Source organism: Pseudomonas fluorescens (assembly GCF_001902145.1).
In the GTDB taxonomy this organism is placed as follows: Bacteria; Pseudomonadota; Gammaproteobacteria; order Pseudomonadales; family Pseudomonadaceae; genus Aquipseudomonas; species Aquipseudomonas fluorescens_BV.
On record NZ_MRST01000021.1, the window covers coordinates 257,041 to 272,458 of the forward strand.

A 15,418-nucleotide genomic window follows, 5' to 3' on the forward strand; every position below is an offset into this window, starting at 1 on the left:
TTATGTTGAGGATTATGGAGCGCTGCCAAGCGCTGATCTGGTCGAGCTGACTAGCTTTCTACGGCAAGCGGTCTCCACGGAGAGCGGCAAATGGCGGTGCGAACACCATGTGAATATTTTCTTCTCAAGCAGGAAGCTTTGTAGGATTTATTTATTTTGATTCACTTGCGTTAGCGTCCAAGTTGTAGTGCTCTAGGCAGCGAAGTAGCACTTTCATAAATTGCTTGTGATTAGTTATTTCATCATCAAAATAAGTGTCGAAAAACTGAAATACAGATTCGAAATTCTCATCCATATTTAGGTAATGGTGAAGTGTGTCAATATGCCATTGACGCTCTTCGGGTCTGTAGGATAGAAATTCTGGTTTAGTTAATTTGTCAAAAAGCTCCGTAAGTTCCTTTTCATCATTGATATTTTTTGATGCTATGAAGCGTTCTCTTTCAGGGTCGTCGTAATTTTCAATGCTGTAGGTGAATAGTAAGCTTTTGATGACTGATAGTTTTGGGGTGAGTTTCATGACCTAAAACTCCGTGTACGCAGTGATTGGATTTCCGTTGATATCCAGGATCACAATGGCTTTGCTTTGCTTCCCATATTCAAAATTATTTTTTTTGTATCCTTCGCCAATTATTTTTCCCATATTCATCGGTTCTCGAGAAGTCTCTAGGTTTGTGTACCTAAGTATAAGTCTGGCACGGTAAATAGCGTTAAGCTGGTCTCGATGGCTGAGGTACCGAGTAGCAGCAGTAGGTATTTTGGGCTCGCCATCTTTGTTTCCGCCAATGTATCTTTCAATTTCTCCTGTGGTCGGATTTTTACCTGATTGTACTCTTTCAAGTTGAGAACCGCGTGTTGTCTGCGCGCCGTGCTTCTCCAAAAAATGTGCTCTTGGGAACGCTTGCTCGATCTCTTTCAGACGTCTGTAGGCGTTTGCCTCTGCAAGCTCATCAATTCTCGCCTGCCGCTCCGCACGGGTCAGTTGCGGTAGGGCCGGTTCTCCGTGGTTAACACTTGCCGCAGGATTTTGAACGCTAGCACTGGGTTTACACCCGTCACTGTCTGGGCATGAATTCAAGCCTAGCGGGTCTACCCACCCCGTAGGGTTAGGTACATACCGGTACCCATTGATCCCACCCGCCAACTTCACCGGATCCGGCGTCAGGTAGCGACCAATATCCGGATTGTAGTAGCGATGGCGGTTGTAGTGCAGCCCGCTTTCCGGATCGAAATACTGCCCTTGAAAACGCAGCGGATTGTCGATTTTGCCTACGTCGAGCCGGGCGACCTGGCCGTAGGCGCGGTAGTGGGCGGACCAGACGATTTCGCCTTCGGTGTCGGTCAGTTCTTGCGGAGTGCCGAGGTGGTCGAGTTGGTAGTGGTAGGGCTTGGTCTCTTTTGGGCCGAAACCTTCCAGCAGCGCCAATGGGCGGAAGCTGTCCGGTTCGTAGAGGTAGCTTCGATGACGTTCCGCGTGATGCTCGGCAATCAACTTGTCGCCTTGCCAGAAAAACTCGGTGGTCTGGCCCTCGACAGTCTTGCTGATGCGCCGCCCAAATGGGTCGTACCGATAGCTGGCGGTTTGCCCGTTGGGCGTGGTGACGCCAATCAGCCGATGCTGGCAGTCGTAGCGGTATTCCGTGACAAGTTGCTGGCCCTTACCGCGTCGTTCGCGGATGAGGTTGCCGAAGGCGTCGTAGTCGTAATGGCGGTCGCCCTGGATCATCAGGCGATTCGCCGCGACGATGTCCGGGCCGGGGCGGTCTTGCATCAGCAGGTTGCCGGCCGGGTTGTGACCGAAGCGTTCCTGTACGTCTTGGGAGTGATCGGCGCGGGTCAGGCGGGCGAGGGGGTCGTAGTGGTAGCGGTGTTCGCCTTTACGGGTGTCGAGCAGGCGGGTGAGGTTGCCGGTTTTGTCGTAGTCGTATTGGCGTTGGTAGCGGTGGTTTTGTTGCTGGGTCACCGCGTGGGCGTGTAGGCGGTTTTGCTCGTCGTAGTGGTAGTGGCTGAGCAGTTGGCCTTGTTGGCGCTGATGCTCTCGACCGCTCCTGAACAGATGTGAGGTGAGTACTTTACCGTTGAGTTCGACGGTGGCGAGGTGGCCGCCTTTGTCGTGGTTGAAAGTCAGGCGGTTGTTGTCCGGTAGGCACAGGTTTTTCAGCTGGCCGCAGGCGTCGTAGCCGTAGCGCAGGGTGCCCCAGCCTTGGTGTTCGGCGGTGAGGCGGTTTTGGCGGTCGTACTCGTAGGCCAAGGCCCAGTGGCCGTCTTCGACGCTGAGGAGGTTGCCTTGGCGGTCGTAGGTATAGTCGACAACGCTGTTATCGGGCAGGGTTTTTCGTACGAGGCGCCCGGCGTGGTCGCGCTCGTAGCGGGTGATTAGCTGACTGTTATCGTCGCCGTATTCGGTCTTCTCCAGCAGGTTGCCGTTGAGGTCGTAGGCGTAGGCAGTGCGCTGGCCGTCGAAGCCGGTTTCCTGGCGGATCAGGCCATTGGGGTGGTAGGCGAGTTGGTAGGTTTCGCCGGTTTCGTTTTCGATCTCGGTGAGCAGCAGCCGAGTGTTGTCGTAGCGGTACTTGATCTGGGTGCCGTCGGCGTTGAGACGGCGGCTGATCAGGTGCAGGCCGTCTGCGTATTCGTAGCCGGTGACGTGGCCGAGTTCGTCGCGTTCGGCGATGATTTTGCCGTAGGGGTTGTAGCTGAATTCTCGTGTGGCGCCATCTGGTAATACAAGGCGAATCAACCTACCGACGCTGTCCCATTCATAGACTGTCTGCGCGCCGTGTTCATCCTCACGGGCAACTTGCCGCCCCAGATCGTCATAGCGATAACGCTTGATGCCGCCATTGGGCAACTGCTCCTCAAGCAGTTGCCCACGCTCGTTCCACACCAGCCGATGGCAACTGCTGTCGGGATACCAAACCCCAATTAATTGCCCATGTTTGTCATAGCTGTAGTCAGTCGAATTGCCATCCGGGTCAGTCTTGCGGATGACATCGCCCTGAACACTGCGCTCATATTTCCAGACCGCCTCCCCACGCCTGACAACTCGTACAAAACCGTTGTCATGCTCGTAGGACGTTGGCTCATCATCCCCCGGAAACAGCGCCACCAAACGTCCGGCATCGTCATACTGATAGGCCGTCACCGCGCCCATCGGGTCTTGCTCGACAGTCAGCCGGCCTTGGTCATCGTAGGATTTGTAATGCTGAGCGCCGTCCGGATCGATGCGCTGTACCAGCCGCGCACGGTCGTCATGAACATAGACTTCCTGGCTACCATCGGCGTTATGCACGGTGACACGCCCGTCATCGCCCCAGGCATAGCGCGTGTCCATCTGCGAAAAACTCGCCCAATGCCGGACACAGCGTGACGCCTTGCCAGCGCGTTCCCATTCCCAAAAGAAACTCGCCCCACCGGCCAGTTGCCGCTCCAGAATGACGTGCTGATCGTCGTAGCGATAACGCTCGCTTTCCCCCACGGCATTGGTCGCGCAAACCAGTCGTCCGTCTTCGTCATAGGCGTAGGAAACAACGTTCTGCTCGGTCTCCCACACGTAGGGCGCACGCCCTGTGGCGCGATGCACCTGGTAGTCCACCGCCACGATGCGATCCAACTCATAACGCAACAGCAACGAGCGCCCCGCGCCGTTATCCAGCCGCTCAATCCGTCCTGAACGATCCCGGCAAAGGCGCAGCCGGTTGTCATACGCATCGCTGATGGTTGTCAGCACACCATCGCGAAAGTGATAGAAACGCGACGCCTGGGCCAGCACCAGTTCATCAGGCGAGGCTCCCAAATAGATCGCCGCTTCTGCCAGGCTATTGGTGATCGCGGGTCGAACAACCGTGGGCAAGGGAAACTGAGTACGGCGATTCTCATGGTCAGTCCACACCACCGAATCGCCCGACACCACCAGCCGATGAGCCAGCGCATGGCTCCAGCCAAACCCCAACCCACAATCGACTTCCACCGCACTGGTGCGGTACAGCCGCGTCCACTCAAACGGCAAGATCCCATCCAGCGCGCCATCGGTGAGGGTCAGCAATTCCTCGCCGGTGACCATCGACACCGGGCAGCCGTGAGTGACTGTTTTATCCGCAGGCGCCGCCGCATCGCCCTTCGGATTCGACGCCACAGCTGGCATATCATCGACAGGCTCATGACGGACCAACGTCGTGCGCTGGGCCTTGCCGCGCACCATTGGCACCGGGTTCGAAACCAGCGTGTCGCCCGCCTTCAACGGCACAGCCGGCACCGCCTTGACCGGCGTCGCCGCACTGCTCAGCAACACCGGTTTGGCGGCCTCGACATGGGTTTCCAGCCGAGGCCCTGTCACCTGCTTGGCCAGCAATTCCAACAATGCCCGCGCACGCCCGGACTTGATGCCACTAAGCACCTGAGCACCCAGGCGCAGCTGTACCCCAATGCCCCGCGTGGCCCAGATCAGCAGCAAGTTGATCAACACTTCGCCGGTGATTTCACCCAGCAGTTCATACCGGTCGGGTGGCGGCAGCATGCGTATCCAGGCCACCAGTGCCGACAGGTAGATAAACAACAGCGGCTCATCACTGAGTACCAGCAACCCCTTGGCCAGCGTGTCTTTGCTCAGCTTGAGCAGTGCATCCAGCTCGGCCTGGGACAGGTACTTCAGCAACTTTTCGCTGTTGGATTTGAGGTTCGCGAGCAGGTCGTACAGCTCGGTGATGTTGTCCCACAGGTTGTAGAGCGCCTTGCCGAGCCCGGTAGCAAAGGCCATGCCCTGCATCGCACTGCGCTTGTAAGCAGGCGCTTTGGCAAAGTCTGCCCATCGAGGCTTGAACTGCTCGGTCCATGCCTTGCGCAAATCCGTTTCCAGCCCGGCAATCACAGTCTCATAGGACGCATACAGCGCCTGGACGTGAGCCTTGGAAACAGTGGGGTAAAAGGTGATTTGGTACTGCTGGTCGCGGGTACAGTCGCTGACTTCAAGAATGCCGCTGGGGCCAATGGTCCGATGCAGTGGCGCACCTACCGGGCTGCCGTCCGGTGCAACGGCTTGCAGCATCACGGGCGTGTTGCCGATAGGCACAAACTGCGTGCTTTCGAACAGATGCACCAGGGTCAGCCCACCCTGGGCTTTGCATTGAGCGACCGTGCGGCTGGATTTTTTCGAAGAGACCGGCGCTACCAGCGCGACGTCTTCTCCCACCTTGAACACCTGCTCTACGCTAAGTGCCGAACCACTTGAAAAGGTGTCGGCCCACTTATCAAAGGTATTCAGGCAGGTACGCAAATCCGCGAATACGCGCTCAACCTTCGGCGCTTCGGGATCCATGGGCACCAGCACCAGGTTGGCAAGTACCGAGATCAAGAGACAGCCCCATTCACCAGGGCTCTAACGAACACCACCATCTGCAATCCCTCGCACTGTTTGATCAGGCGAGGGACTTTGCAGCGGTTGTCAGGTAAAAAAAGTCGGCGTTATGCGCGGAAATAGCGAGGAAGTTTCGTCTTAACTTCAGGTAAACCGAGGCTTGGTCGTAGGAGTCGGATTACAGCTGGAACAGTCTTACAACCTCAACTGCCCAATCGCCTTGCTCAACTCCCCGGCCAACGTCGCCAGTTCATTGCTGGTAGTCGCCGAGGCCACGGTTTGACGTACGGTGTTTTCGGTCACATCGCGAATGCTCACCACGGCGCGGTTCATCTCTTCGGCAACATGGCTTTGCTGCTCGGCGGCCACGGCGATCTGGGTGTTGCTTTCGCGCATCTGTGCCACGGCTCCGGTGATTTCAGCCAGGGCCACGCCAGCTTCCTGGGCCTGCTGCACGCAGTCATCGGCCTTGAATGAGCTTTCCTGCATGAAGTCCACGGCGTCGCGGGTGCCGGCTTGCAGCGCCGAGACCATGCGGGTGATTTCGTCGGTGGAGCTTTGCACACGCTTGGCCAGGTTGCGCACTTCGTCGGCGACTACCGCGAAACCGCGACCCATTTCCCCGGCGCGGGCGGCTTCGATGGCTGCGTTGAGGGCAAGCAGGTTGGTCTGTTCGGCGATGCTGTGGATCACACCGACCACACCGTTGATTTTCTGGCTGCCTTCGGCCAGTTTCTGGATCATTTCGGCGGTCTGCTGTACGCCACTGGACAGCCCGGCGATCGAACGCTGTACCCGGGTGACCACTGCCTGGCCGCTGCCGGCGAGGGTGTCGGCGGTCTGGGACAAGTCACGGGTGGCGCCCGCGTGCTGGGCGATGTGGTAGACGGTGGCGGTCATTTCGTTGATGGCGGTGGCGGCTTGGTCGGTTTCGCTTTGCTGGCCCAGCATGCCGTGTTGCACCTCGTTCATGCTGCTGGCCAGGCGTGCGGCGCCGTCGTCCAGTTGCCGGGCGGTGCGTGCCACGGTATTGACCACGCGCTGGTAACCGGCTTGCATGGCGTTGAAGGCGCTGGCCATCTGGCCGACTTCATCCTTGCAGGCCAACGGCACCCGCGCCGACAGGTCACCCGTTTTTTCAACGTGCAGCATTACATCCTTGAGGGTGTTGAGCTGACTGAGCAGGAAGCGGATCAACAACTGCGAGGCGCCAAGCATGGCCAGCATCAGGACTGCCACGGCAACGGCGTAATTGGCGAAGCGTTCACTGAACACCTGGCTCAGGCTCGGCGCGTAGGCGAGGACTGCGACCTGCTGGCCGTCGGCCCGGCTGACCACCTCGGCGCCGATCAGCGGGTTTTCACCGAACAACGGCATGTGGTTGAGTTCAGTCCAGCCGTTGGCAGTGCTCAGGGCGGGCAGATCCTGGGGGATCTGGTCCTTGGAAAATGCGAGCCAGTGCTCACCTGTGGGCAAGGTTCTGTCGGCTGGCCAGGCGCTTAGCAAGTGTCCCTGGGCCTGGGCCGATGCCTGAGACGCCTGGCTGCGCGCCTGTTGCTCAAGCTGTACGGCGTACAGCACCAGTAGCAGGGTGGTGATGAAGGCGACCGCATTGACGGCCCAGAATTTGTATTTGAGCGAGATATTGCTAAGCCAGGCACCCATGGAAGGTTTTCTCTGATAGCGGAAACAGTATTGGCAAGGTGCCATTATTGTGCCGCTATTCAGAAAAGCGCTTTTGACATGGGTCAACGCGCCGCATCAATCGATGGCAGGCAAGCCGAAAAAGCGGCGGGCGCAGGCGGTGCTGTGCAGCGCCAGGTCTTCCATCGTTTCGTTACGGTGCAAGGCCACTTCGCGCAGTACTTCGGGGAGGTACGCCGGTTCATTGCGACCATTCTTTGGCTTGGGGCGCAGGGTGCGTGGCAGCAGGTAGGGCGCATCGCTTTCCAGCATCAGACGGCCTCGGGGAATTTCCCTTACCAGTGGATGCAGGTGGGTGCCACGGCGTTCGTCGCAGATCCAACCCGTGATGCCAATGTGCAAATCCAGGTCCAGGTAGCTGAACAGCGCTGCCTGTTCACCGGTGAAGCAGTGCACCACGGCGGCTGGCAGGTGGTCGCGGTAGTCCTTGAGGATTTCCAGCAGACGCTGGTTGGCATCGCGCTCATGTAGAAACACCGGCAGTTGCAACTCGACGGCCAGGGCGAGGTGTTCTTCGAGGACTTTTTCCTGCTGGGGGCGAGGGGAGAAGTCCCGGTTGAAATCCAGCCCGCATTCACCCACGGCGCGCACTCGGCTGTCGCCCAGCAAGCTGCGCAGGCGTTGGGCGCTGTCGCTGTTCCAGTCGCTGGCAGAGTGAGGGTGAATGCCGGCGGTGCTGAACAGGCGCTGGCCGCTTTCGTCGAGTTTTACACACAGTTTCAGGGCCTGTTCGCTGCCCTCGACGCTGGTGCCGGTGAGTACCAATTGGTGCACGCCAGCGGCGTAAGCGCGTTCGAGAACGGCCGTGTGCCTCTCGTCGAAACTGGGGTTGGTCAGGTTGACGCCAATATCAATGAGTTGCATGGTGCTATCTCCGCCTGCGGCCGGAAAGCATATCAGAGCTGTAGATTGATAAGAAAAACCAAGAACTACAACGCGTTAACGCTGTCTTTGAACGTCGCAAGCGACATTGTGGTGGGCCGATTGCCTGCCACCGTGGCGCTGTTGCACGCCTTGCCAGCGCATAAAGCGCTCTGTTTCTGACCACCAGCACTGCGTTATTCGCGAAGGCGCTGGCCAGTTTTCTTTCCGGAGAGCGGATGATCCGACCCTCGGCGTTGCTTATGTTGTGCCTGACGTTGCTGCTGCCCATGGCGGCGGTCGCACGTCTGGATGGGCCGCTGCAAGTGGCCAAGCCCGGTAAGGTCCGCGACCTCGCGCAAATTCGCTCCAGCCGCACCCTGCGCGTATTGGTCAACCAGAGCCGCAACAGTTCCGGTGAAGTGCAGGGCCAGGCCATCGGTGTCGAATACCATCGGTTGCGTGCCTTCGAGCAGTACCTCAATGGCCATGCCCGTGATGGGCAGGCCATCAACCTCAAGATCATCCCCAAGGCCAAGGACCAGTTACTCGGCGCGCTGGCCCGTGGCGAGGGCGACCTGGTGGCGCCCGGTGAGTTGCTGGACGTGAAGGGCGTGCACAAGGTCAGCGCCAGCGACCCGATTGTCAGCGATGTGCCGTTGTGGCTGGTGGGCGTCAAGGGTGAACGACGCTTTACCAGGCTGGAGCAACTGTCGGGTCGCACGCTGACGCTGACCACGGGCAGTGCGGCGGCGGATGCCATCAGTCAGGTCAATCAAAAACTGGCTCTGCACAAGCGACCACCGGTGAAAGTGGAATGGGTTGACCCCAGCCTGGCGGTGGAAGACGTCCTGGAGATGGTGCAGGCCGGGATTTTTCACCTGACGATCGTAGAAAAACCGATTGCCCAACGCTGGTCGAAAATCCTGCCCAAGTTGCGCTTTGACAAGCAGGTGGTGATCAGCGAGCCGGGCGACGAGTTCTGGTTTGTGCGCCAGGATGCCTCGATGCTGCGCGCCAGCATTGATCGGTTTCTCAAGACCTATCACACGCCTTCCGACCAGGATGTGGCTTTCCAGCGTATCTATAGACGCCTCTACCAGGTCCGTAACCCGTTGGCGCGGGCTGACCGCCAGCGCCTGGAAAAACTGCGCCCGGTTTTGCAAAAACATGCGCGTGAGCAAGGTATGGACTGGCTGAACCTGGCGGCGTTGGCATTCAAGGAGTCTTCCCTGGACCCAGGCGCACGCAACAGCAGCGGCCCTACCGGGCTGATGCAGATTACGCCGTCGGCGGCCCAGCGGGTGGGGGTCAATAATATCGAGACGCTCGACAGTAATGTGCAAGCGGGGGCACGTTACCTGGCGATGATCCGCCGCAAGTTTTTCTCCAGCCCCAAGCTCAATGAGCGTGAGCGCATGGCCTTTATGCTGGCGGCGTACAACATGGGGCCGGAGCGGGTGCAAGGCATGCGCACCGAGGCCAGGCGCCGCGGGCTTAACCCCAATCAGTGGTTCTTCCAGGTTGAACGCATTGCCATGGAGCAGGTAGGGATGGGCGGCGTCAGCTATGTTAATAGCGTCAACAAGTATTATTTGGCGTTCGATCGGGAGCGGAAGTCCCTGGAGCCGCCAGCGGCTAAAATTGCGTCACGTAAATAATCGATTTAGTCGATGTTTATCAGGCAATATTTCGGCTTTTATCATTGCTTAAACTGATTAATATAGCGGCCAACCAACCCCTACCTGGAAAAGGATTTACCCCCATGAGCCCAATGATTACCCGTGTACTGTCCACCCGCGCCGGTTATGGCCTGACTATTCTGCGCATTTTCGTCGGCATCATCTTCGCTGCCCACGGTTCGCAAAAACTCTTCGGCTGGTTTGGCGGTGGTGGCTTGGCGGGCACCGCACAATGGATGGAAAGCATCGGCCTGGCGCCGGGCACGCTGATGGCGCTGCTGTCGGGCGGTACCGAGTTCTTCGCCGGCCTGGCCCTGATCATCGGTTTGCTGGCTCGCCCTGCTGCATTGGGCCTGACCTTCCTGACACTGGTGGCGATTTTCTCTGTACATATCCATAACGGGCTGTTCATGGCCAACAACGGTTATGAGTTCGCACTGGCGTTGCTCGGCGGCGCGTTGGCGGTGTTGCTGGAAGGTGCGGGCAAATTGTCTGTCGACCGCGCGATCACTCACTGATCGTTCAGCAAGCTGCACAAAAGGCCCGCTGATGCGGGCCTTTTCGTTGCCCGGGATTCTTGACACTGCCCCACCGGCTTCTCTAGGATGCTGCTCATGCGCCGATTTAAACAGCTAATTGCGGGGCGCCACTGGGTCTCAATGCAGCCCGACAGAAGCACGCTTGCTCACGCAGGGCGTTCTTCGAAATACCGCTAAAGCGCTGGTTCGGTGTTGCCTCTCACCTGCCCGCAGACTTTTGAGGCAGAGACACGACACGATGAATGCAATACGCCCTCTCATACGCCTGGCCCCGATCACCGCGGACCTGACTCAACGCAATCCGAAAATCCTCCTGGGCGGTAAGCACCAGCCGACGCTGCTGCGTTATCTGGACGGCTGGCCACGTCGTTCCGGTCGACCTTCGGCGTTCCTGATCCAGTTTGTTGAGGACGGCGATTCCCTGGCCCGTTTTGCCAGCGATAGTTTCGACCTTGCAGTGATCCAGGCACCGAATGCCAGCAACGCCGATGAGGTGATCCATCAACTGACACGCATTGCCCGCCAAGGCCTGATCACCCGTCGCTGAGCGAGTGGTGATAGGCCGCCAACGTAAATGTTCGACGCCGGCGCTGGTATAGGAAAAGTACCCAGGCAATCAGGCACAGCAGCAGCGGTATTGTGACGACCATCAGCCATTGCAGGTATCGTTCGAAACGCAGCAGCGGGGCGTATGCCTGGGCCTTGAGCGCCTGCAACTCGATGGGCAATTGCAGGCGCTCTTTGTTGAGTGCCTGCAACTGGGTAGTGGTATCCACCGCTTGGGTCATGAGGCTGGTGTGGGGTGGGTTCAACCTGCGCCATGCTTGTTCTGTCTGCTCAAGTCGTCGCTCCATCGCAGTCGCACTTTTGCGATAAGCCTGTGCGGCTTCGTCGTGCATGTGTTCTAGCCTGTGCAGTGGTTGGCGCATGACACGAGATTGAATACTTCTGAGTGCCTCGGGTGCTGCCAGATTATCCAATGTGTTCAATACAAACTGCGCGTTGCCGTTTGGGAGGGCATTGTTGAGCGTGTCTGCGAGCAAGTCGGTGTCGGCCACGATCACCATCTGGATCTGTTCTGCCCTCTGCAGCCCGGGCGGCTGGCCCTCCAGGCCGTCGGGAAACGCTGAATAAGCAGGCCCGTCAAGGCGGGCGGCGATGACATGACGCTGCCCTGAAGTCGCTGATTCATCTATGAGTGAATCGAACGTAGTTGCAGAAGCAAAGCGTTCTGCGTCCACCAATGCCGATTGGCCTGAGCTCAGCAGAAGCGGGGTCAACAGCGAGCGGCTTTTGGGCGCCAAGGAGAGCGCGCCGCTGCTCGATACGATGACCGAATGCAGTCCCCAGGTGCTGATATCCGTTCTGGTCATTGCCTGCCTTGGCAGATGTAGTCTGGCCGGGTGCAGTACCGCGGGCATTCCGGTGCCGGGCGTTGCTGATGAGGCATAAAGATTATCGACCAGCAACTTGTCCGCAGGCATCTGGATGCCCCATGCGGTCAGCAGCGCATCCAGCCTGGCGTTTGTCGATACGGCGTCGGCGCCTATCTCGCTCACCGGGTCGATGAACATCATCAGCTTGCCGCCTTTGAGTACCCATTGCTCAAGGGCATATAGGGCTCGACCAGATAGAGCGTGTGGCTGCACGACCATCAGTGTGTTCATGAAGGGCGGTACTTGGGTGATGTCCGCTGCCAATTCCACCACATTGAATTGCTCGCGCATCAACTCCAGTAACCCGCCGGCCGATTTGCCCAAGGGCAGTCCCGACAGTAGGCCAACAGTGGAGCGATCAGGGTGCATCAACTTATAGATCAGGTGGCTGATTTCATACTCGAGCAATGATTCATGCTCAGGGCTGAACGCTTGGATGCGTTGGGCGCCCTGGCCGGCACGCGTACCGATAAGGCCAAGGAATCCTTGTGTGTCATCAAGGCCAAACAAGCTGGCTTTATAGGCGTCCTCAGAGAACGGGGTGGGGTTGATAATATGTAAGTTGATCATGCCGTTGGCAGCTTTTTCGAATTCCTTGAGCAAGTCTTCCACGCGCCGGCCATAACGTTTCAATACCGGTTTTTTTTGCGGTGCATTGCGGCTGTTGAAGAAATATAAATCCAGTTGGCTTTCAAGTGAAACGAGTAATTGCCGCGCCGGTGGCGATAGGGTGTGGGTGTTTTCTTGGGAAAAGTCCCAACGGACAGTTGGCAGTTTGGGTACCCAGACTAGATTGAATGCCAGAAACAGTAGTGATATGACGATCAATGTCATACCCGCGCGAAAAGCGGATCCCATCAGTGGCGTTCCTATATCAGCTGTTTCTGTAGTTGAGTATGAGAGTGGTCGCAAACAGAAAAGCCAAGATCATGCTTATGAAGTACAGGCAGTCATGCAATGTCAACTTGCCGTTATCCATCGCGCTGAAGCGGGAAATCGGATCAAGGGATATCAAACTGTCGATAATCCATATGGGGGTCTGCTGTTCCAGTGCATCCAACGTTGAAGATATCCCACTGGCGGCCAGCAACAAGCACAGCGTCAAGAGGGAAATCATAACGCGTTGGTTCGTCAGCACACAGGCAAAGCAACCCACAGAGAGATAGCTTCCCGCCAACAACCAACTGGCGAAGAACTGTGATGCGATAACGGTATTGTCGGCGGTGCCAAGATAATTGACAGCCATCACCCAAGGGAAGTTAAGCATTAAAGCGATGCCACAGACGATCCATGCCGCCATAAACTTTCCAACCACCCGCTGCATCGGAGTGACGGGTAAGGATTTCAATGTGTCGCAAAAGCCGGTATTGGATTCGTCTGACCATAGCTGCGTCGATAAAATCGGTACCAGTAGCAGGTAGAGCCATGGATGCAGTTCGAAGAAGGCCTGCAAATCGCTGCTGTTTTGCTCCAGCCAGTGATGGCTGTGCAACCCCAGCGTCGCACCCAGCACAAGAAAAACCGCCACACTAAGATAAGTGCTCGGTGACGAGGCATAGCTGGCGAGTTGTCGTTTGAAAATGATGGCTAGCAGTCTCAAGTATTTACCTCATGGCTCAGATGGTGAACGACATCGTTCAGGCGACCCGGCTCCAGATTCATTGACGTTATGTTCCAGCCACGGTGGGTGATGAGCGCGTTGATCGAAGGGAAGATGGAGTGCCCGGGCATGGCCAGAACAGTCACCTTGCCGGGGGCATGCCGGTCTTCTTCGATGCCTGCGACGCCAGGTAATACGGCAAGTGCCAGCAAATCCAGCGGGGTGTCCGCCGCCAGGGTCACAGCCTGGAAATGCCGGGAACTGCGTTGCAAATCCGGCAGTGAAGCGTCGGCCACCAGGCGGCCACCGGCGATGACCAAGGCACGGGTGCAGGTATCCGCTAACTCTTGATAACGGCGGGAGGCGATGATGATCATCATTTCCTCGGTCAGGGATTGGATGAGTGCCCTGAACTTGAGCCGTTGATCAGGGCATAGTCCCTCCGTGGGCTCATCCAGCAGGAGCAGGCTTGGGGAGTGCAGGAGTGCCTGGGCCATTGCGACTCTGCGCTTCAAGCCAAGTGGAAGCACATCGATCGGGCAGTTGAGCACGGGCAGCAGTTCCAGTCGCGTGACTATCTGCTCGACTCGACTGCGCTTTTCAACACCGCTCAAACCGCGAATAGCGGCAATAAAATCGAGCATATGCCTGACGGACATCCTGTGATGATTGAGGCCGTTCTGGAGTTGATAGCCAACGACTTTTTTGGCTTGGAGTGAATGGGTCTGGGTATTGAAGCCTTGGATAGTGATTTGTCCTGAAGTAGGTTTGATTGCCCCGGCAATCAAACTCAGCAGTGTTGTTTTTCCTGCACCACTCTCTCCCAGCAGGGCCACACACTCCTGGCGCTGTGCGCAGAAGGAGAGGTTGGTGATGACGCTTTTTTTGCCCAGCTGTTTTGTCAAGTTGCTTATCTCGATCATATTTTTACCGAATAAGTTTTGCAGGGCGTGTGAGAGGTGCCGGCCGTATGGGAGAGCGCTTTAAAAAGGGTACGTTCAATAAAGTGGCTTGGGAACGCGAGACGTCACTAATAAGAAAAATCCTACGTTCAGCTCGATAATTCGCTGAAACAATTGTTTTGTTTGGAAGACTTATTAATGCTCGGATGTTTATCTGGTGTTTATATAAGGTTTTATCTCTTGTAATGAGGCCTGATTGCCATGATGCTTCTACGTACTCTTGTTCTTGAACGTAACGACGAAGACGCGCCCGTTAACGGCGCGTTGCTTTGTGGGTTCGCTGTCACGCAAACCGGGTCCAACTTTCTCGTGTATAGCCTGGATGAGGAGACCGAACCCGGTCACTCCCGGGTCTATATCGCGGTATTACGTAAAAAGCTCGAACGATATTTTCTGGGGGGGGTTGATTCAAAAGAGGACCTGCAATCAGCGATGCAGGTCTTCAAGCAGATCCTGATGATGGCGGCCGCGTCAGGCTCGAAGGCAGGTTCGATTGGCGACGCCGAGGTTCCCTTTCACTTTATTGACTTGAAGGGCTGCCGGCTGCCGCCTGCCAGGCCCGAGGATCATCACTCGGTGATCATCAAGAAGGCATTGGTCATGAAGGTGATCACCTTGGGTATGTCTGCGCCGGCATTGCCTGCGATCGAGAGCAGCGCAGTGATCGTGCCGTCCATTCGCTTTTCGTCGCAAATGGTTGCGCCGCCCCGAAATCCGCGCTCACCCACGTCTGCGCCGCAGCCTATGGATGAAGACACCTTTGAAGAGCCGGCGCAATCGCTGGCCGCGATACCGCAGTTGCAGGTCAAGACCAGTGCGCCGCCTGTCCCGGATGAACAAAATGACAGTCAGTTTGAGCCACACAATCTGCGGCTGGAGCCACCCGAGCCCGACCACTTGGACCCGCCTGCCCACCTGGAACATACCTCTTTGCTTGAAATGGACAGCGCGCTGAGCAATCTGGCCAAGGTCGCCCAAGAGTTGACGCAAAAAAAATGCGCCGTCCTCGAGAAGGAACAGATGCTTGAACAGTGGCAGGCATGCCTGCAACAGCAGCAGAGCCAACTGGATGAAAGAGGCCGTGAACTTGAGCAGCGCCATACCTATTTGCAGAAGCAGGGGTTGGAGGTCAGTCAGAAAGCCGAAAAACTGACAATGATGATGTTGCAGCTGTCCGGCATGCGCCAGCGCATGCAGGGCATGCTGCTTGAGTTGGATCAAGTCCTGGAGGGCCATGGGTGAGGTTACAGAGGCGCCGGCCTGGATACTTTCCAGGGTTCATTT

At 57.2% G+C, this 15,418-nt stretch carries 11 protein-coding genes; 4 read left to right on the forward strand and 7 right to left on the reverse strand.

The features are described 5' to 3' along the window. Positions 1 to 151: 151 nt before the first annotated feature. From BUE92_RS09850 to BUE92_RS09865, 4 genes are all read right to left on the reverse strand, one after another. Positions 152 to 517 carry a hypothetical protein gene (locus BUE92_RS09850; protein WP_073523409.1) on the reverse strand — a complete coding sequence of 122 codons (366 nt, stop codon included), beginning with the start codon at positions 515 to 517 and terminating at the stop codon, positions 152 to 154. 3 nt (positions 518 to 520) lie between these two features. After that, positions 521 to 5,347: an RHS repeat-associated core domain-containing protein gene (locus BUE92_RS09855; RefSeq protein ID WP_073523412.1), complete on the reverse strand. Its 4,827-nt coding sequence runs from the start codon at positions 5,345 to 5,347 to the stop codon at positions 521 to 523. Positions 5,348 to 5,545: 198 nt separating this feature from the next. Further along, entirely contained in the window at positions 5,546 to 7,015 is a 1,470-nt protein-coding gene (locus BUE92_RS09860; RefSeq protein ID WP_073523413.1) for a methyl-accepting chemotaxis protein, read from the reverse strand. 96 nt (positions 7,016 to 7,111) lie between these two features. Continuing rightward, complete coding sequence (locus tag BUE92_RS09865) at positions 7,112 to 7,918, reverse strand: TatD family hydrolase (RefSeq protein ID WP_073523417.1); 807 nt, start codon at positions 7,916 to 7,918, stop codon at positions 7,112 to 7,114. A gap of 236 nt (positions 7,919 to 8,154) precedes the next feature. Here BUE92_RS09865 and BUE92_RS09870 point away from each other — a divergent pair, with 236 nt between their 5' ends. The 3 genes from BUE92_RS09870 to BUE92_RS09880 all read left to right on the forward strand — a co-directional run bounded on the left by BUE92_RS09870 (position 8,155) and on the right by BUE92_RS09880 (position 10,683). Beyond that, positions 8,155 to 9,576, forward strand: a complete 1,422-nt coding sequence (locus BUE92_RS09870; RefSeq protein ID WP_073523418.1) for a transglycosylase SLT domain-containing protein — start codon at positions 8,155 to 8,157, stop codon at positions 9,574 to 9,576. Positions 9,577 to 9,680: 104 nt separating this feature from the next. Beyond that, entirely contained in the window at positions 9,681 to 10,115 is a 435-nt protein-coding gene (locus tag BUE92_RS09875) for a DoxX family protein (RefSeq protein ID WP_073523419.1), read from the forward strand. A gap of 259 nt (positions 10,116 to 10,374) precedes the next feature. Further along, positions 10,375 to 10,683 carry a hypothetical protein gene (locus BUE92_RS09880; protein ID WP_073523420.1) on the forward strand — a complete coding sequence of 103 codons (309 nt, stop codon included), beginning with the start codon at positions 10,375 to 10,377 and terminating at the stop codon, positions 10,681 to 10,683. On the opposite strand, the gene BUE92_RS09885 is transcribed toward BUE92_RS09880, so the two are convergent. The 3 genes from BUE92_RS09885 to BUE92_RS09895 are packed head-to-tail and all read right to left on the reverse strand — an operon-like array spanning position 10,670 to position 14,095. Continuing rightward, positions 10,670 to 12,430 carry a Gldg family protein gene (locus BUE92_RS09885; RefSeq protein ID WP_073523421.1) on the reverse strand — a complete coding sequence of 587 codons (1,761 nt, stop codon included), beginning with the start codon at positions 12,428 to 12,430 and terminating at the stop codon, positions 10,670 to 10,672. The genes BUE92_RS09880 and BUE92_RS09885 overlap by 14 nt on opposite strands. A 16-nt stretch (positions 12,431 to 12,446) precedes the next feature. Then, positions 12,447 to 13,172 (reverse strand): ABC transporter permease, encoded by a 726-nt coding sequence (locus BUE92_RS09890; RefSeq protein WP_073523424.1) that lies wholly within the window; start codon positions 13,170 to 13,172, stop codon positions 12,447 to 12,449. Further along, the gene (locus BUE92_RS09895; RefSeq protein WP_073523426.1) at positions 13,169 to 14,095 is read right to left on the reverse strand and encodes an ABC transporter ATP-binding protein; all 927 of its coding nucleotides are present in this window, start codon (positions 14,093 to 14,095) and stop codon (positions 13,169 to 13,171) included. The genes BUE92_RS09890 and BUE92_RS09895 overlap by 4 nt, the downstream gene beginning before the upstream one ends. A gap of 240 nt (positions 14,096 to 14,335) precedes the next feature. Between BUE92_RS09895 and BUE92_RS09900 the strand changes: the two genes are divergently transcribed. Beyond that, on the forward strand, positions 14,336 to 15,376 hold the full coding sequence (locus BUE92_RS09900; RefSeq protein ID WP_073523428.1) for a hypothetical protein: 1,041 nt from the start codon (positions 14,336 to 14,338) through the stop codon (positions 15,374 to 15,376). Positions 15,377 to 15,418 lie beyond the last annotated feature (42 nt).